Source organism: Bradyrhizobium lablabi (assembly GCF_018129385.1).
GTDB lineage: Bacteria > Pseudomonadota > Alphaproteobacteria > Rhizobiales > Xanthobacteraceae > Bradyrhizobium > Bradyrhizobium lablabi_C.
Map to the genome: position 1 here is coordinate 471,577 of NZ_JAFCLN010000004.1, position 16,554 is coordinate 488,130.

The 16,554-nt window shown below is 62.7% G+C and carries 15 protein-coding genes; 4 read left to right on the plus strand and 11 right to left on the minus strand.

The window, feature by feature from the left end; genetic code table 11:
- Positions 1-180: 180 nt before the first annotated feature.
- From eutC to JQ628_RS11850, 3 genes are all read right to left on the minus strand, one after another.
- On the minus strand, positions 181-951 hold the full coding sequence (gene eutC / locus JQ628_RS11840) for an ethanolamine ammonia-lyase subunit EutC (protein ID WP_212222712.1): 771 nt from the start codon (positions 949-951) through the stop codon (positions 181-183).
- A 2-nt stretch (positions 952-953) separates the two neighbouring features.
- Positions 954-2,540, minus strand: coding sequence for a B12-binding domain-containing radical SAM protein (locus tag JQ628_RS11845; RefSeq protein ID WP_212222713.1), 1,587 nt, complete (start codon positions 2,538-2,540; stop codon positions 954-956).
- Between the two features lie 153 nt (positions 2,541-2,693).
- The gene (locus JQ628_RS11850; RefSeq protein WP_212222714.1) at positions 2,694-4,076 is read right to left on the minus strand and encodes an ethanolamine ammonia-lyase subunit EutB; all 1,383 of its coding nucleotides are present in this window, start codon (positions 4,074-4,076) and stop codon (positions 2,694-2,696) included.
- Positions 4,077-4,397: 321 nt separating this feature from the next.
- On the opposite strand from JQ628_RS11850, the gene JQ628_RS11855 reads away from it, so the two are divergent.
- Positions 4,398-6,146 carry a methyl-accepting chemotaxis protein gene (locus tag JQ628_RS11855; RefSeq protein WP_249127749.1) on the plus strand — a complete coding sequence of 583 codons (1,749 nt, stop codon included), beginning with the start codon at positions 4,398-4,400 and terminating at the stop codon, positions 6,144-6,146.
- A gap of 115 nt (positions 6,147-6,261) precedes the next feature.
- On the opposite strand, the gene JQ628_RS11860 is transcribed toward JQ628_RS11855, so the two are convergent.
- A complete protein-coding gene (locus tag JQ628_RS11860) occupies positions 6,262-6,600 on the minus strand; it encodes a DUF1236 domain-containing protein (protein WP_212222715.1) in 339 nt (112 codons plus the stop codon).
- A gap of 299 nt (positions 6,601-6,899) precedes the next feature.
- Positions 6,900-8,135, minus strand: a complete 1,236-nt coding sequence (locus JQ628_RS11865; protein WP_212222716.1) for a vanadium-dependent haloperoxidase — start codon at positions 8,133-8,135, stop codon at positions 6,900-6,902.
- A gap of 141 nt (positions 8,136-8,276) precedes the next feature.
- On the opposite strand from JQ628_RS11865, the gene JQ628_RS11870 reads away from it, so the two are divergent.
- Entirely contained in the window at positions 8,277-9,839 is a 1,563-nt protein-coding gene (locus JQ628_RS11870) for a winged helix-turn-helix domain-containing protein (protein WP_212222717.1), read from the plus strand.
- Positions 9,840-9,876: 37 nt separating this feature from the next.
- On the opposite strand, the gene JQ628_RS11875 is transcribed toward JQ628_RS11870, so the two are convergent.
- On the minus strand, positions 9,877-10,146 hold the full coding sequence (locus JQ628_RS11875; RefSeq protein WP_212222718.1) for a hypothetical protein: 270 nt from the start codon (positions 10,144-10,146) through the stop codon (positions 9,877-9,879).
- A gap of 193 nt (positions 10,147-10,339) precedes the next feature.
- On the opposite strand from JQ628_RS11875, the gene JQ628_RS11880 reads away from it, so the two are divergent.
- Together JQ628_RS11880 and JQ628_RS11885 are read left to right on the plus strand one after the other, a co-directional pair.
- On the plus strand, positions 10,340-10,645 hold the full coding sequence (locus JQ628_RS11880; RefSeq protein WP_212222719.1) for a septal ring lytic transglycosylase RlpA family protein: 306 nt from the start codon (positions 10,340-10,342) through the stop codon (positions 10,643-10,645).
- Between the two features lie 269 nt (positions 10,646-10,914).
- Positions 10,915-11,937, plus strand: a complete 1,023-nt coding sequence (locus JQ628_RS11885) for a SphA family protein (RefSeq protein ID WP_249127750.1) — start codon at positions 10,915-10,917, stop codon at positions 11,935-11,937.
- A gap of 1 nt (position 11,938) precedes the next feature.
- On the opposite strand, the gene JQ628_RS11890 is transcribed toward JQ628_RS11885, so the two are convergent.
- From JQ628_RS11890 to JQ628_RS11910, 5 genes are read right to left on the minus strand one after another with little or no spacing between them, the layout of a single operon-like run.
- Positions 11,939-12,880: an HlyD family secretion protein gene (locus JQ628_RS11890; RefSeq protein ID WP_212222720.1), complete on the minus strand. Its 942-nt coding sequence runs from the start codon at positions 12,878-12,880 to the stop codon at positions 11,939-11,941.
- A complete protein-coding gene (locus tag JQ628_RS11895; protein WP_212222721.1) occupies positions 12,877-13,119 on the minus strand; it encodes a DUF3302 domain-containing protein in 243 nt (80 codons plus the stop codon). The genes JQ628_RS11890 and JQ628_RS11895 overlap by 4 nt, the downstream gene beginning before the upstream one ends.
- A gap of 4 nt (positions 13,120-13,123) precedes the next feature.
- Positions 13,124-14,143, minus strand: coding sequence for a DUF1214 domain-containing protein (locus tag JQ628_RS11900; RefSeq protein ID WP_212222722.1), 1,020 nt, complete (start codon positions 14,141-14,143; stop codon positions 13,124-13,126).
- A 43-nt stretch (positions 14,144-14,186) separates the two neighbouring features.
- Entirely contained in the window at positions 14,187-14,372 is a 186-nt protein-coding gene (locus JQ628_RS11905) for a hypothetical protein (protein WP_212222723.1), read from the minus strand.
- 9 nt (positions 14,373-14,381) lie between these two features.
- Positions 14,382-15,788, minus strand: coding sequence for a DUF1254 domain-containing protein (locus JQ628_RS11910; RefSeq protein ID WP_212222724.1), 1,407 nt, complete (start codon positions 15,786-15,788; stop codon positions 14,382-14,384).
- Positions 15,789-16,554 lie beyond the last annotated feature (766 nt).

A 16,554-nucleotide genomic window follows, 5' to 3' on the forward strand; every position in this document is an offset into this window, starting at 1 on the left:
CAGCTCAAATTGCTTGGGGTCGAGGGGCGCTCGATCGCCACGTCTGACCGGTGCTAGCCCTTGAAAATACGCGGATATTCAGCGCCGCCGTTTTACAGGGCTACCCCCCGTCTCGCAAGCGCAGCGACGGGAACAAAACCACGCGCCGCCGTCAAAATTGCACGTTAAGTGTCTGATTTGTCACACCGGTTTTGCAATGCGCTGAAGTGCTGCATCACCGCTTTCATCTTTTAGTGCAACGCCGGTGATCCTGCGGCCCAGGCCCTCGCGGATCAGCCAGGCGACCTTGAATGCGGCCTCTTCGCCCGAAAGTCCCGCAGCATGAATGTTGGAGACGCAATTGCGTTCCGCATCGGTGCGGCCGATCCTGGGCGCATAGGTCAGATAGGCACCGAGACTGTCCGGAGCGGAAAGGCCCGGGCGCTCGCCGATCAGCATGACCGTCATTCTGGCCGACACGATCTCGCCGATCTCATCGCCTAGCGCGACCCGCGCGCCGGAGGCGATCACAACGTGGCCGATCCCGATCCCCTCGCCTGCGAGGCCCGAAACGAGGTGGCGAACGAGCCCGACCGCATGGCTGTTGACCGCCGTGGGCGACAGGCCGTCGCCGATGACCAATGCAACGTCGCATCCGCCGCCACTGCTGTTCGCAAGCAGGCGCTGCGATGGCGCATCCAGCATGCGTCCGAGGTCGGGACGGCGAAGATAATCGCCCCGCGTCCGCGCCTGACTCGAGAGCGCCAGCGGCGACAGACCGATCTCCTGCAAGCCGGCGATCAAGGCCTGCGTGTCAAAGCTCGCGTGAACCGCGTCGCGGGCCCGTGCGTGGTCGAGCGTGAAGGCAAGCAGCGCTTGCGTTGGAAGGCCGGCGCCGGCGCGGCCGAGGGCGACGCGCGCCGGCGTCAGGTTTCTGAGGTCGCCGATCGAACGCGGCGCCGGCGGTTTCATGCTTATTCTGCGGGAACGGCGGCCTCGCGCAGCCGGATCGAGTAGTTCGACGCATTCTGCTGGCCGCTGGTCGCATCGCGGGCGAATTCGATCAGATGATGCGCGATCATCGCCGAGCCGATCAGGCCCTCGATATCGCCGCGCCGCAGCCGGCCGAGTGCGAACTTCCAGAATACGCGCCTGTAATTGCCGAGTACGCCGACCTTCCAGAAGATGTTACGCAGCATGATCAGGCCGCGCCGGATGCTCGGCCAGGTCTTCAATTCGGGCGCAACCGGCACCTTGATGCGATTGGTGTAGGTGTAGTCGCACTGGTACTGGTAGCGCTCGTACAGTTTTGCCGGCTCATAGGCGACCGCCATGGCGCGCCGCCAGGCGCTGACGACCTCGTCATACGGCATCAGGAAATCGACATTGGAGTCGCGGTTTTCGTCGTCGATAAGGCGCCCTTCCTTCTCCAGGCGGTCCCATAGCGGCGTCTTCGGCAGCGCCTGCAACAGATTGATGGTCAGGAGCGGAATGCGGGACTCGTCGACGAAGTTGAGCAGCGCATCCGCCGTGCCCGGCTTGTCGGTGTCGAGCCCCATGATGATGCCGCTCACCACTTCCATGCCGTAGGAATTGATGGTGCGCACGCCCTCCAGGATCGGGACCATCATATTGTGGTCCTTGTGCATCGCCTTCAGGGCGTCCGGATCGGGCGTCTCGATGCCGCAGAACACGGTGACGAACAGCGCCTCTTTCATCAGCTCGAGGATTTCCGGCCGCTTGGCGATGTTGAGCGTGGCCTCGCAGGCCAGCCGCGTGACGTAGCCGGTGCGCTTCTGCCATTCGACCAGATGCGGCAGGAGATCCATCGCCGCCTTGCGGTTGCCGATGAAATTGTCGTCGACGAAATAGACCGTGTCGGTCATGCCGCATTCGCGCAGCTTGTCGAGCTCGGCCACGATCTGCTGCGGCGTCTTCAGCCGCGGGTTGCGGCCATAGAGGCCGGGGATGTCGCAGAATTCGCACTGATAGGGACAGCCGCTGGAATACTGGATGCTGCCGAGCAGATATTTCCGCGTCTCGGCCAGTTCGTAGGCGGGCAGCGGAAAGTCGCTCATGGCGACGCGGTCTTTGGTCCTGAGCACGATCTGCTGCTCCGGCCGCGACGGGTCGTCCGCCAGGCGCGCGATCAGCTCGTTGGTCGCATCGCCGAGTTCACCGACGTGAAGATAGTCGAAGGCCGGATAGTAATCCGGACAGGCGCTGACCGAAGGCCCTCCGATCGCGACCGCCAGATCGAATTGATGCGCGCGGCGGCAGATGTCGTTCATCTGCTGGCGCTGGATGTGCATGCCGCTGACGAACACCGCTTCCGCCCACTCGAAATCTTCTTTGGTCGCGGGCTTGATGTTTTCGTCGATGAAGCGCACCGGCCAGGTTTTCGGCAGATAGGCCGCGATCAGCAGCAGCCCCTGCGGCGGCATGAAGGCCTTGACGCCATCGGTCAACTGATAGGCGTATTCGAACGTACCGAACGAAGACGTATAGCGCGGAAAGACGCAAAGGATACGCCGGGCCGTCTCAATGCCTTCAACTCTCATTCCAACTTCCCCCAAGCAATCCAGTAACTTGCCCGCGGTCTCTGGATTTAAGCACGAGCGCGAACGCGGGGCTACAGATTCCTCAAGACTTTGGCAGGTCAAATCAACTCCGGGCGAGCATGATGGTTGCCAAGAATTATTCTAGCGTGACCGTCAGGCGATCAGCCGTGAGGCAAAATCGGGAAGCTGGCCTGCATTGCCGGCAAGGCGAAAGTCGGTGCCGGAGAGGCCAACGCGCAGCAGCCAGTCGTCGAATTCCGGCGCCCGCTTCAGTCCAAAGAGATCGCGGACATAGAGCGCATCATGGAACGAGGTGGACTGGTAGTTCAGCATGACGTCGTCGGCGCCGGGCACCCCCATGATGAAAGTGACCCCCGCTGCCGCCAGCAGCGTCAGCAAATTGTCCATGTCGTCCTGGTCGGCCTCGGCATGGTTGGTGTAGCAGACGTCCACCCCGAGCGGCAGGCCGAGCAGTTTTCCGCAAAAATGGTCCTCAAGGCCCGCGCGAATGATTTCCTTGCCGTCATAGAGATATTCCGGACCGATGAAGCCGACCACGCTGTTGACCAGCAAGGGATCAAAGGCGCGGGCGACCGCATAGGCTCTGGCCTCGAGCGTCTGCTGGTCGACGCCGTGATGGGCGCCGGCCGACAGGGCCGAGCCCTGCCCGGTTTCGAAATACATGACGTTGCTGCCGACGGTGCCGCGCCGCAACGACAGCCCCGCCTCACGCGCCTCCCTCAGCAGCGCCAGATCGACGCCGAAGCTGCGGTTGGCGGCCTGCGTCCCCGCGATCGACTGGAAGACCAGATCGACCGGAAGCCCCTGCCCGATCAGCGCGAGCGTGGTCGTGACATGGGTGAGCACGCAGCCCTGGGTCGGAATCTGGAGGTGGCCGATGATGTCGTCGAGCAGCCGCACGAGGCCGCCGATCACAGCCGGATCGTCGCTCGCCGGATTGATGCCGATGCAGGCATCGCCCGCCCCCAGCAAGATCCCGTCGAGGATCGAGGCAGTGATGCCCTTGGCGTCATCGAAGGGGTGATTGGGTTGCAGGCGGACGCTCATCCGTCCCGGCAGGCCGATGGTGTTGCGAAATGAAGTCGTTACCCGGCACTTCTTCGCAACCCCGATCAGGTCCTGGTTGCGCATCAGCTTGGAGACGGCGGCCGCCATTTCCGGCGTGATGCCGCGCGCCACTGCCGCCAGCGCCGCGCCATCGGCGGCGTCCGACAGCAGCCAGTCACGGAATGCGCCGACCGTCAGGGAGGAGATGGCGGCAAAGGCAACGGCGTCATGGCCGTCGACGATCAGGCGAGTGACCTCGTCGTCCTCATAGGGGATCACGGCCTCGTTCAGAAATTGCTTGAGCGGCACGTCGGCCAGCGCCATCCGCGCGGCCACCATCTGTTCGGCACTCGCTGCCGCGATCCCGGCCAGCCGGTCGCCCGAGCGCGGCGGCGTCGCCTTGGCGAGCAGGTCGCCCAAATCATCGAAGACATAGGAGGTGGCGTCGATGATTTGGCGATAGACCATGGCGGCTCCGCGCCGTCAGGCGCTTCGATTGATCCGCCCACCCTATCATCTCAAGGGCCGCTCGCGACGCATAGCGGCCGTAAAACGCCTACAACCACCAGTACGAGATCGGCACATATGATGCTCGTTATGGTCGAGAAAAATACCGCAATTTCACGGAACGGAACCTGAGCGTGACAATCATAAGTATCTGATTTCGCTAGCCAACAATCCAAATAGTTGCAGCGCAAAAAAACCTCGCGCATTAAGAAATTATCCATGAAAATTTTGCATCATTTTTAGACGGCCGACGGTGCTCACCGGCCTCTTTCAGGAGCCGCGATGCCGGAAACCAGCCAGTCCCATCCCCCTCATTTTGTGACCCGCATGACCTCCCGGCTCTCGCTTGCAGCCAAGCTGTATTTGATTTTTGGACTGTTCGCGGCGCTCACCGCCGCCATCACCCTGCTGTCGGATTACAACACCGACCGCAACACCGAGCTGACCGAGCAGGTGTCGACCGCCAGCCGCGCGGCGCTGAACGTCGAGCGCATCAACTCGCTGGTCTATGCCGTGGTGATGGAGTCTCGCGGCGTCTACATGTCGACCGATCCGGCGGTGGTGAGGAAATACGGCGACGGCCTGCTCGTCTTCAACCAGCGCATCCTCGAGGTCGTGAAGAACTGGGAAGCTTTGGTGCAGGCCGACGATGCCGAGCAGTTCGCGGCCTTCAGGAAGCGCGTGCAGCAGTTCGTCGAATTCCGCGCCGAGCTCGTGCGCCGCGCCAACGAGATCAGCCCGGCCGCGGGACGCGAATGGGGCGATAACGATGCCAACCGCTCTGTCCGCACCGCCCTCAACAAGGACCTGGAGGCGCTCTCGAAGGTTTATGCCGAGCGCAGCAAGCGCCTTGCGCTGCGCACCGAGGAGAACCAGCGGCTTTCCTTCGTGCTCACGTGCCTGGGCGCGCTTGCGTTGCTGGTGGTCGTGCTCGGCGTGCTGATCATCGCCCGCTCGATCGCGCGGCCCCTCTCCGTCATCACCGAAACCATCAAGCGCGTTGCCGACGGCGAGGATCGTGTCGAGGTTCCGCATATCAGCCGCGGCGACGAGATCGGCTCGCTCGCCCGCGCCATCCAGATCTTCCAGGAAGCGATGGATCGCAACCGCAAGCTCAATTCGCAGGTGCTTGAAGATTCCAGGGCGCGCGACGAGCGCACGAAGCATATCGAGGCCTCGGTCGAAGCCTTCCGCGGCGCGATCGGTGAGGTCTTGCGCACCGTCAACGACAGCGCGACCTCGATGCGCGACACCGCGCAGATGATCGCGAGCGTCGCCTCCGACGCCAACGGCCGCGCGGCGGCCGCCACCGGCGCCACCGAGCAGGCCTCCGCCAACGTATCGGCGGTGGCGGGCGCCGCCGAGGAATTGTCGGCTTCGGTCGAAGAGATCGGCCGCCAGGTCCGCCAGTCCGCCAGCGCCGTCGAGCAGGCCGGCCAGCGCACCGACAAGTCGGTCGCCGAGATCGAGGGTCTTGCCGCGGCGACGCAGCGTATCGACGGCGTGCTCGGCCTGATCCAAGCGATCGCCGCCCAGACCAACCTGCTGGCGCTGAACGCCACCATCGAGGCCGCGCGCGCCGGCGATGCCGGCCGCGGCTTTGCCGTGGTCGCGCACGAGGTCAAGGCGCTGGCCGGACAGACGGCGAAAGCCACCGCCGAGATCAGCGAGAATATCGGCGTGATCCAGGCCTCGACCCGCACGTCGGTCGAGGCGGTGCGCGAGATCGGCAACGCCGTGCGCGAGATCAACGACGTCACCACCAACATCGCCGGCGCGATCGGCCAGCAGGATCAGGCGACGCGCGAAATCTCGCAGAACGCGCAGCTCGCCGCGCAAGGCAACGAGACGCTGGTCGTCAACATCTCCTCGCTCAGCCAGGCCATGGGCAAGACCAGCCACGCCGCCGAGTCGGTGCTCTCGGCCTCCAGCGAACTGACCGCGATGGCGGAGACGCTGTCGCGCGAGGTCGACACCTTCTTCCGCAATCTGCGCGCCGACCCGCATCAGGGAATGCGCAAGGCGGGGTGAACTTTTCCATAGAAACGACGCGCCAGAAATTCGGGAAGAACAGGCAATCAGACCTTCAGACGCAAAAAAAGACCTCGACCCGAAGGTCGAGGCCTTGGAAGCTTTGAACTTTGGATCAATCCACTTCGTGGACGACCGTGCGGGTTGCCGGATCAACCAGCATCACGCGGTCGTTGGAATAAACGTACCGATACTTCGTGACCGACGGACCCCAGTCGGACGGCACCGCGACCAGCTCAACATCGCTGGGAACTTTCGATCCGACGACGATCCGCTCCCTGGTCTCGATCGGGCGGATCTTGTGCTCGGTGACATAGCTCTTGATCCGCGTGCGGTACTGCGGCTCGATCTGAACCGTGCCGCCGACGGCGGTTCCGGTGGTGACGGTGGTCTGCGCGTTGGCGAACGTCGCGCAAAGCGATACGGCGGCCGCCAGCAAAAGAAGTTTCTTCATCTCTCTTTCTCCTCAAGCCGCGGGACGCGGCACCCGACAACCGGCCGCAGCGCCACACGTTCCATCGATGCGTCAGTTCCCGTGACGCAAACCCGGGAACTTTTGGCAATACCGGTCATTGGCTCTTTACTGAACAATTGGAGGAGGAACGAGAGATGCCAATTTTCATTATGTGGGCTGTCCCCGCGGTGATCGTCATCGGCGGTGCAAGCTATTTCCTGTTGCGCGCTGTTCACTGATCTGACGTCGAACAAGGCCCGGCCTCGATGAGGTCGGGCCTTCTTTCGCGTTCTCCGAGGTTACTTCGGCTGCGCCGCGGCCACGTTGCCGAGCACTTGCGTGCTCACCGCCAGCTCCGCAATCTTCTTGCCCATGTCCTTGGCGGCCTCGGTCGAGAACCGGTAGTGGAAGCCGGCATAGATCCGCGCGTTGGAAACCTCGTCGCTATAGTCCTGTAGCCGCGTCCATTTGCGGGTGACGCCCGGCGCGGTCGGGCTCGCAAGCGTGATCTCGCCGATCTCGTTACCAACCACGATCTGGAGCACGTTGGAAACGGCCGAGGCGACGATGCAGTGCGCGCAAGGGTATTCGGGGTGCATCGGCGTTGTGCCGAGCGGCAGCCAGGACGCATCGCGCGGCGTGGCGGCATTGGACGTGAGGTCGGCATTGCGGATCGCGGTGATGGGCCGCCAGAGATTGTAGACATATTTGGCCTCGAACACCGCAATGAACGCATCGCTCGCGGCCATCGCGACCAGCGCATACAGCCGGGCGCAGTCGACGAGATCCATCTGCTTGGCGGTGGCGATCTGGCGAACGATCTGGTTGTAGGTCCCGGGTCCGGTGAAGAACCAGAACCGTCCGATCGTGGTCTGCTCGGCGCTGCGCTTGTCGCTCTTGCTGCCGCCGATTTCCCTGATCTCGTTGAGGTCACGCGTCCAGACCTCAGAGGTGAGCGCGGGCGGCGGGCCGGCCCGGAACTGCGAGGCCGTCCGCATCACCCACGGCGTGATTTTTGCCGCGGTGGACTCGATGGGGACGGTGGTCGGGACGTAGATGCCGGGCGAAGCTTGCGGACGATAGCTCTCGGGCGCTCCGCTGCCGTCATTGGTCCGCAGCGCAATGATCTCGGCCGCCGCCTTCCTGCCGAGTTCGATGCCCTTCGCCTTGCCTTCGCCGTCGGCCACAGCCGAAAGCGATTTTTCCAGCGTAGCGTCAAGGTCCGCCTTCTGATCCGGATAAAGCGCGATCAGCACGTCATGTGCAGCGGAAGCCGCGGCGGCCTCGCGTGAGGTCGCCCGGTCCGCCGTCAGATTGAGCCGGTACGGCGTATACCGCTTGTCGATGGCGTTGACTGCCTCGAACACGGCGACATGCATCATCGCCTGGCCACGGGAGTTAGCCGAGTTAACCAATTGCTTCGCGGTGGAAATCGCGTCGACCTTGGCGTTCCAGTCCATGATGACATCGGCCCTCGCCGGCATCGTCAGAAATGCTGAGGTCAGAATGGGGGCGATGATCGCAATCGGTCTCATGGCAAACCTCCCGGGACGGCCGCGTTGACGGGCCGGCACAGGGTGCGCGAGCTGCCCCTGCGTGTCGTGAAGACGCAATGAAATTCTTCTGAAAGCGTCCTATGATCGCGGCCCTGCAAGACGGTTGATGACGCCCAGGCAATGGCTGACATCCAGAGTTCCAGTTCCAGCTTGCTCGAGATCGACTATCCGTCAGCGTGCCTGCGGCGCGCCGGCCTGCCGCTCCAGCTACGCCCTAAGTCATTCGACGTGCTGGCCTATCTCTCCCGCAATCGCGGCCGGCTGGTCAGCAAGGCGGAGCTGATCGATCACATCTGGGGCGACATCGCCGTCACCGAGAATTCGCTCGTGCAATGCATCAAGGACATACGCCAGGTCCTTGATGGCGAGCACCAGTTCGAGATCAGGACGGTCCCGAAACGCGGTTATCTGTTCGAGGGCATCCTCGCCGAAGCGGCCGGCCGGACGAACGAGGCAAGCGCGGCGAACGCCGGGCCGTTTCCGCCCCTGCCGGACCGGCCCTCGATCGCGGTGCTGCCGTTCGAGAATTTGAGCGAGCAGCCGGATCAGGAGCATTTTGCGGACGGCATCACGGAAGACCTGATCACCGGACTGTCGCGCCTGAAATGGCTGTTCGTCATCGCCCGCAATTCGACCTTCATCTACAAGGATCGGCCGGCCGATGTGAGCGCCATCGGCCGGGAGCTCGGCGTTCGCTACGTGCTGCGCGGAAGCATTCGCCGCGCGGCCAGGCGACTGCGCATCAGCGCTCAACTGATCGAGGCGCAGAACGGACTGCATCACTGGGCCGAGCAGTACGACCGCGAGCTCGGCGACATCTTCGCCATCCAGAACGAGATCGCGCGCAACGTCATCGCCGCCATCGACACCTTTGTCGTGGCCGCGGAAGCCAGCCGCACGCTGGCCCGGTCGGCGCAGGATCTCGGCGCCTGGGAGCTGGTCGCGCGGGCGCAGACCCATGTGTGGCGCCTGAATAGCGAGGACAATCGCGCGGCAATCGACGCCCTGCAACAGGCGGTGATCTCCTATCCGAAATACGAGCCGGCGCGCAGCCTGCTCGGCTTCTGCCTGCTGTTTGCGGCCCACAATGGCTGGGTGGATCGCAGCGAAGGCATGAAAGCGGGGCGCGAACACACGCTGCGTGCGATCGAGCTGGACCATTGGACCGCCTGGGGGCAGATCGCGCTCGGCTATCTCTGGATGATGGAGCGTCGCACAACCGAGTCCCTGGCGGCGTTTGCAGCCGCTGTCCGGCTCAACCCGAGTTCGGCAGCGGCGCATTGCTACCTCAGCCACGGCCACGCCTTCGCAGGCAACGATCGCGAAGCGATCGAGCACGCCGAAACCGCCATTCGCCTCAGCCCGATGGATCCGGAAATGGCGATGTTCTTCGGCGGCATCGCGGTGGCGCACTACACGGCCGGCCGCTACGATCGGGCACTGCATTACTCCGACGAGCTTCTGAGGCTACGTCCTGGATTCCAGGGCGCACAACGCCTTCGCTGTGCCACGCTCGCGCAACTCGGCAACATCGATGAAGCGCGACGCTACCTTCAGCAGGTCATGATCGGGCAACCGCAACTGTCGCTGCAATGGATCAGGGAAAGCGTGCCCTATCAAAGCACCGGGACGATGGAGCACTTTGTCGAGGGCATGCGAAAGGCCGGCGTTCCCGAAGCTTGAGCTGTCGGCTCGACCCCGCCCAGCGCGGCCGCCCGCATCAGCACCAACCCTTCTTCCAGTGTCCGGGCGGACAGCCGTGGCCGCGCCAGCCGACCTTGCGGCCGCGGCTCCAGCCGTGGGCGCGATGACCATGGCCGCGGCCCCAGCCATGACCGCGGCCATGTCCGCCCTTTACCTCGATCACGTCGGATGCGCTGCCGACGTTCAGCATTCCCGACTGAACGGGCGCGCCCGGCAAGGCTGAAGCTGCCGAACAGGCAATGATGGCGGACAGTGAAAGCGTGAATACCAAAACCTGTTTGCGCATGGCGGCTCCTTGACGGTGAAGGTCGATGCAAACGGGAAAATGTGGCAATTGTTCCGCCGCAGCTTGAGCGTGGTTCGATAAGCTTGGACTTCCGAAAACTTCGACAAAGCGCCGCGATTTCGTCAATCCTGCAACAAGGTTGGCCGTTCTAGAGCGGCGCATGGGCTGGGCTTCTCTCACATGACGAGGCCCCATGAATCGAACCAGCATCGCTGTCGTCGCTCTTGCTGCCGCCATCTCCCTTCCATCCGCGTCCTCCGTTCGCGCGGAGTCAGGCCTCGCCTCCTACTATGGAGGCCGCGGCGGCGGAATGACCTGCGCGCACCGGACAAGACCGATGGGTAGCGTCGTGACGATCACCCACGCCGGGCGCTCGATTCGATGCCGCGTCAACGACCGCGGTCCCTTCGTGCGCGGCCGGATCATCGACGTTTCCTTGAGTGCGGCGCGAGCGCTCGGCATGACGCGTGCCGGCGTGGTTGCCGTGTCGGTCTACTAGGGGAGCGTTGCCCGGTAAGGTGGCGTGACCTTTAAGTCACTACCCGCAAAAACCTTGCGCTCGCGACCGCCGCATCACAAAACGGGCACACATGGCGTCTTGCCTTCTCCCAGAGCATGATCCGGAAAAGTGGACACCGGTTTTCCCTCGCGACAAACGCGAAGCGTTTGCGCGGAGATCATGCTCAAACAAAAAGATAGAGCTGGATGACGATTCGAAGAAAAGTCATCCTGCTCTAGGGTGCGTCGCGACGCATCTGGAGGAGGCGCATGCTTGGCGTTCCCTGCCTTTCGTCAAGACGAGCCGCGATGGCCTTCGCGGCGCTGGGTGCGATTGCGCTGGCGCCGGCCGCGGTCCGTGCCGACAACGGCGGCATCGGGTTCTGGCTGCCGGGCACCATGGGCAGCCTCTCGGCGGTGCCTGGCCAGCCCGGCATGAGCTACACCTTCCAGTATATTCATCTCGACGCGGTGGCCGGCGGCGGCAAGGCGCTCCAGAACAATGCCAGCATCGTTGCGGGTCTGAAGGCCAAGGCAGATGCCTTCGTCTTTCTTCCGACCTACACTTTCGCAACGCCGGTGCTCGGCGGCCAACTGACGGTCGGTGTCGCAGCAGTGCCCGGCAATATCGGGGTCGATGTTGGCGCGACTCTGACGGGGCCGCGCGGCAACACGATTTCCGGCTCGGCCTTCGACAACAGGGTCACCTGGGCCGACGTCTATTACCTCGGCCAGTTGAAATGGAATTTCGGCGTCAACAATTTCATGACCTACGTCTTCGGCAATATCCCGAGCGGCACCTATGATTCCACTCGTCTTGCCAATCTGAGTATCGGCTTTGTCGGGGTCGATGCCGGCGGCGGCTACACTTATCTCAATCCGAAGACCGGCCAGGAATTTTCGGTGGTCGCGGGCTTCAGCTTCAACGGCACCAATACCGCGCTGGATTACCGCAACGGCATCGACTTCCATGCCGACTTCGCCGCCTCGCAGTTCATCGGCAAGAGCGTTCACGCCGGGCTGGTCGGCTATATCTACCAGCAGGTCACCGGCGACAGCGGCACCGGCGCCAAACTCGGCGACAACAAGGGCACGGCGGTCGCCATCGGCCCGCAGGTCGGTTTCTTCTTTCCGGCGTTCGAGGGATACACGGGTTATCTGAACCTGCGCGGCTACGTGGACCTCTACACGGAGAACCGGCCGACGAACTCTACATTCATGGCGACCCTGAGCTTTACGCCGGCCGCTCCGGAGCATCCGCCCACGCCGCGCGGGCCGAAGTTCTCGAAGTAGCTCAGAAGGGATTGACATAGTTCAATATCGCGATCTGGCGCAGGATCACGCGTCGGATAATGTGCGTCGGCTTGAGGTGCTCGGTGTAGATCGCGGCCGTGCCGGCCGAGCCGGCCGGCAGGCCTTGCGCGACCGCGGCATCATCGAGCTTGACCCGCACCACGAAGGGCGCAGCCTCGATTCCCTTGGGCATGACCGCGGTGCCCGATGTCTGCACCTGCCCCGTCGCGATCGCTTGCAGGATGCTTTCGACCTTGCCGCTGTAGATCTTTCCGGGCGCATATTTGAAGGTGACCTCTACCTCCTGCCCCGGCTCGACATAGCGCGCATCGATCTGGTTGATCTCGACGCCGATGATAGTGCTGGAGGTGTCGATGAACGCCATCACCGGCGAGAGCGGCAGGTTGGCCACCCGGGCGCCCTTGCGCAGCGCGAGATTGGTGACATAGCCCTCGCCCGGCGCGCGCACGACTGTCTTGTCGAGATTCCACTGCGCGGCCTCGAGCTGGCCCTTGAGCTGGTCGACCTCCGACTGCCGCTGCTCGACGTCGAAGCCGCGGCCGGAGTCGCGCTCGTAGAGCTGGGTCATCTGGGCAAGGCGCGTCGAGGACAGTTTTAGCTGCGCCTCGATCGTCTTGACCTGCGCCTGGTATGGCGTCGGATCGATCCTGAACAGCACGTCGCCGGCCTTCAGCGGTGTGTTGGCCACCACGGGAACCTCGGTCACCTCACCTGCCACGTCGGGCACGATCGAAACCGCATTGCGCACGACCAGCACCGGTCCTTGCGGCGCGCCCCAGCCCATGGGAATGAACAGACCGAGGTTGAGCAGCAGCAGCACGATGAAGGGTGACGCCTTCCAGAACAGGTTGAAGCGTACAATGCCGAGCCGAACGATGGCGAAAAGAAAGACCAGATAGGCCGCCATCAGCGCGATCATCATGGCCGTGTCTCCGCGCGAGGTTGCGGTACGTCGACATAGGCCCAGATCAACGCGACCGGCCACAACGCAAAGCCGCAGATCAGCGTGACCCAGCCGGCAACCGTCACCGCTTGCGCCCACGGGTGGTTGCGGCTCTTCGCGATGTGCCCCGGCAGCCAGCCCGCGATGCAGAACACGCCGATCACGCTGGCCACCAGAATGATCAGCACGATCCAGGCGAAGATGTCGTAGCCGCTCATGACGTCAGCTCACGGGCTTCGGCTCCGGAAACTTCCACTTGCCGTTCAGCACTTCCGGCCGCGGGCGATACAGCCGCACGGTATAATTCCAGCCCGGCATGATCGGCAGGCAATTGGCCACCTTGGCGTCGCAGCCGCCGAACTGGACCGCGATCGATCCGTCCGCATTTTTCTTGCCGGTGAGATTGTTGAGCGAATAGGCGTTGGCGTCGTTCTTCACGAAATAGCCTTCGGCATTGTAAAGGCTGATCGACCAGAAGCCGTCGACAGGCACATCCTTCACGTCGAGCCTGTAGACGGTGTTGCCGTCGTTTTTGCTTGGCGTGATATTAAGATAGGTGGCGTCCTTCTCGGGATTGCCGCCCCATGCAGTTGCAGTGCCGATCAGGTGCCGGATCGGATCGACCTGCCCCTTGGCGCCGAACGCTCCCTTGAAGTCGGGAATGGTCGAGCCGAGCACAAGGAGCGCGTCACGCACCTTCTTCTGGCTTACAGGATCCCAGTTCGGCACCTCCCATTTTCCCGGACTCTTCTGGCTTATCCTCGTTGCGTCCTGAAGGGCGTGGACCTGTGCCACATCCTTTGGATCGTTGGGATCGACCAGCGTCCGCAAGGCGATCAGGACGTAGCGCGTACCGACCTTCTTCCTGTCGATCTGGTAGGCGCCCGGTCGATATTCCACGTTTCCAACGACGTAATGATCCTCGTTGATCACCTGCATCGAGCGGAACCGCTTGCCGGCATCCGGCAGCGTGATGCTGGCCGGACCGGCATCGAGATCGAGCACAGCCGAAGAATAGAGCGTATCTCGATTGGTCCGGATAACAGGCTGCTTGTCGATCTGCATCGGCTCGCGACGATGATGCATTTTGCCGACGCCATCGGCGTCCTTCACCGCATTGCCGAAGTAAAGATCGGACTCAGCGCGCTTGAAGTTGTCGATGGTGACGGACGCTGCGCCTTGCGCAAGGGCAGTCGCGCTCATGCCGATCAACGCCGCCATCGCAATAACTGTGTTCTTCATTTTCTCACCTCATGCCCGTGATGCCGCGGCAGCCCACTTGCCGTTAAGGGCGCGTCGAACCAGGTTGCGTCCACGGGCAAGCCCACCAGAGCGTGACATTGCGCTTGAACAGCTCGCCCGCATCGGCGCTTGCTCCCACGCAGTAGTGACCGATCACGCCGAAGGTCAGAAAAAGCCCGAACACAAAAAAGCCCAGCCCCCATTTGGCGAACCTTGCACCGGTATTCATCGCCGCCTCCTATTGCGCCGTCATCCTTTCCACGTCAGGCAGCACCCACGCCTTCTCGAAGAATTCTTTCCTCGGCCCGTAGACGCGGAGCATTAGCTCAAAACCGCGCTCCGGATCGGTTGGCACCCAGTTGGATTCCTTCCCGGCGGGCGCTTTTGGACCAAAATAGATGTCGATCGAGCCGTCGGCGTTTTTCTGAACGTCGGCTGCGTTGGATGACCGGCTGGCGCGCGACATGTTCTTGATCAGCGCATGCGTCTGTCGGTCATAGGCGGTGATCGACCAGTATTGGTCGACTGGCGCGTTCGGCGGCACGCGAAGCCGATAGGTTTTGCCGCCGTCAAAGGATTTTCCCTCCTTGTCACGGATCGAAATCAGGTAGAACTGCGCCGTGCCCGGCCGCTTGATCGCGACATAGCCGTAGGTGTAGAGCAGCGCCCGCGCGTCGACGGCGTATTTTTCGGGGTCGGCATAAGTCGTGCCCTGCCCGTCAATCGCCTCCTGCAATGTCGGGAACATCCACTGGCTGTTGGGGAAGAACGGCGGGAAGCCTGCGTCGTAGCGTTTCTCCAGCATCGCTTTCGCCTCGCCGGCGGCGGCCGCCAGGATTTTCCTTCGCGCCGCGTCCGGCGCGAAAGGCTTGCCCTTTTCGATGCCGACGCTGCGAAGCTGGTCGATCATCGCCCTGTCGCGCTCGATCCATGGCTCGCTCTGCACGACGCGGTCGAGGTTCACGAAATAGCTCGCATCGTAACGGATCGTGCTGTCGTAGTTGACGTCCTTCACATCGGTGAAAACGGTTTCCGGAGGGTTGGCCGCCGCCGACAGCGGGTAAACCTTCGTGCGCTTGCCATACGCAATCGATGCTGCGACATCCGCCTGGCTGTGGCTTTTCATGTTCGAGCGCAGCAGCGCATAACTGCTAAAGGTGTCGGGCCGCAATGCTGTATAGCCGGCCGGAATCGGCTCGCTGTAACGCGGCGGCAGGATCACGAACTTGCCGCCGGCCCCCTTGTCGACGCCGTGCAATCCCACGTCCTCCAGTGCGGTCTGCCACACCGTGTCGATGTTACCCGTGAGCGAGGCGTCGGCATCGCCTGGTGGAATTTCCAGCACTATCGGGCCGGCGGCCCTGGTGTCGAAGAACACCATGAAATAGATAACGTCGGGATTCGGCGTCAGAGTCTGGTTGCGCCAGTCGAGCGGACGCCCCCAATAAATAACCTGGTTCACCTTGCCCGACGTCTTGGTCAGCATCTCCTGCCGCATCAGGTCGGTATTGACCGCCGGCATGCCCCAGATCATGGCTTCCACCGCTCGGCTCTGCGTCAGCCGCTCATCGGGCGATGGTGCCTGCGCGAGCGCCATGGCCGGAAAAAGTGAAAGCGCGAGTGCGAGAAAAGCTCCTTTTCTCATCTCGGCCGCCTCTACGGGGTTACAACGGGAGGTAAGTGTTCATCTCCGCGACAGCCTCCGTGCCGGGACTCATCTGGAACACCCTGCGTATGCCGATCGGCTTCTGGGCGGATCATCGTCGCTGCTCCTTGCGCGGGAGTTCAGCTCGGACCGTGCTACTGCGTCAACGCTTCTTCCCCATTTTTCTCCGGCGTTCAGCGTCCGAGCGTTTCTATTTCCCGTTGTACATGGACGATACGCCAATTTCGCGGAACTGTAATGTCCAGTTTGTGCCATTACGGAAGACAAATTACTTCAAGGTCTCGCAAAATCTGCGGCGCACCGAAACGTCAAATTCTTGAGCAATCTCAAGCTGATTTGGGTCGCCAGATCGCCGCGCAGAATATTTCGCTTTACAATTCTGAAAATCAGAATTATAAACGTTGCCGTCTCGTGCCCACCATGAGGGGCGTATCGCCATCGTCACGACACGTTGGGCGCGGGATGCGATGGACGCAGTGGCGCCACAGGCGAGTGGCGTTGCGCTTCAAGAGGAGGACCGCACGGGCCGTGCCCGGCGAAACCTCTTGGCGAAGCCGGGCTGCGTACGGTCAAGTCGTGTGGTTCTGACGCCGCGATGCTGGCGTCAAGTTCGTGAGAAGCTGACGCTTCTCAGGGATGACGGTGACAACGAGCTCGCCCCACCGGGAAGATCACGAAGTAAGCCGTAACACCATTGCGCAGGGGATGTCGGAGTGTTCTCCGCTCACCTGTATGCTCGTGTGCA

Excerpts from the sequence above, each read along its gene's own strand:
- eutC (WP_212222712.1), bottom strand. The coding sequence starts at position 951 with ATGAAACCGCCGGCGCCGCGTTCGATCGGCGACCTCAGAAACCTGACG.
- JQ628_RS11845 (WP_212222713.1), bottom strand. The coding sequence starts at position 2,540 with ATGAGAGTTGAAGGCATTGAGACGGCCCGGCGTATCCTTTGCGTCTTT.
- JQ628_RS11850 (WP_212222714.1), bottom strand. The coding sequence starts at position 4,076 with ATGGTCTATCGCCAAATCATCGACGCCACCTCCTATGTCTTCGATGAT.
- JQ628_RS11855 (WP_249127749.1), top strand. The coding sequence starts at position 4,398 with ATGCCGGAAACCAGCCAGTCCCATCCCCCTCATTTTGTGACCCGCATG.
- JQ628_RS11860 (WP_212222715.1), bottom strand. The coding sequence starts at position 6,600 with ATGAAGAAACTTCTTTTGCTGGCGGCCGCCGTATCGCTTTGCGCGACG.
- JQ628_RS11865 (WP_212222716.1), bottom strand. The coding sequence starts at position 8,135 with ATGAGACCGATTGCGATCATCGCCCCCATTCTGACCTCAGCATTTCTG.
- JQ628_RS11870 (WP_212222717.1), top strand. The coding sequence starts at position 8,277 with ATGGCTGACATCCAGAGTTCCAGTTCCAGCTTGCTCGAGATCGACTAT.
- JQ628_RS11875 (WP_212222718.1), bottom strand. The coding sequence starts at position 10,146 with ATGCGCAAACAGGTTTTGGTATTCACGCTTTCACTGTCCGCCATCATT.
- JQ628_RS11880 (WP_212222719.1), top strand. The coding sequence starts at position 10,340 with ATGAATCGAACCAGCATCGCTGTCGTCGCTCTTGCTGCCGCCATCTCC.
- JQ628_RS11885 (WP_249127750.1), top strand. The coding sequence starts at position 10,915 with ATGCTTGGCGTTCCCTGCCTTTCGTCAAGACGAGCCGCGATGGCCTTC.
- JQ628_RS11890 (WP_212222720.1), bottom strand. The coding sequence starts at position 12,880 with ATGATGATCGCGCTGATGGCGGCCTATCTGGTCTTTCTTTTCGCCATC.
- JQ628_RS11895 (WP_212222721.1), bottom strand. The coding sequence starts at position 13,119 with ATGAGCGGCTACGACATCTTCGCCTGGATCGTGCTGATCATTCTGGTG.
- JQ628_RS11900 (WP_212222722.1), bottom strand. The coding sequence starts at position 14,143 with ATGAAGAACACAGTTATTGCGATGGCGGCGTTGATCGGCATGAGCGCG.
- JQ628_RS11905 (WP_212222723.1), bottom strand. The coding sequence starts at position 14,372 with ATGAATACCGGTGCAAGGTTCGCCAAATGGGGGCTGGGCTTTTTTGTG.
- JQ628_RS11910 (WP_212222724.1), bottom strand. The coding sequence starts at position 15,788 with ATGAGAAAAGGAGCTTTTCTCGCACTCGCGCTTTCACTTTTTCCGGCC.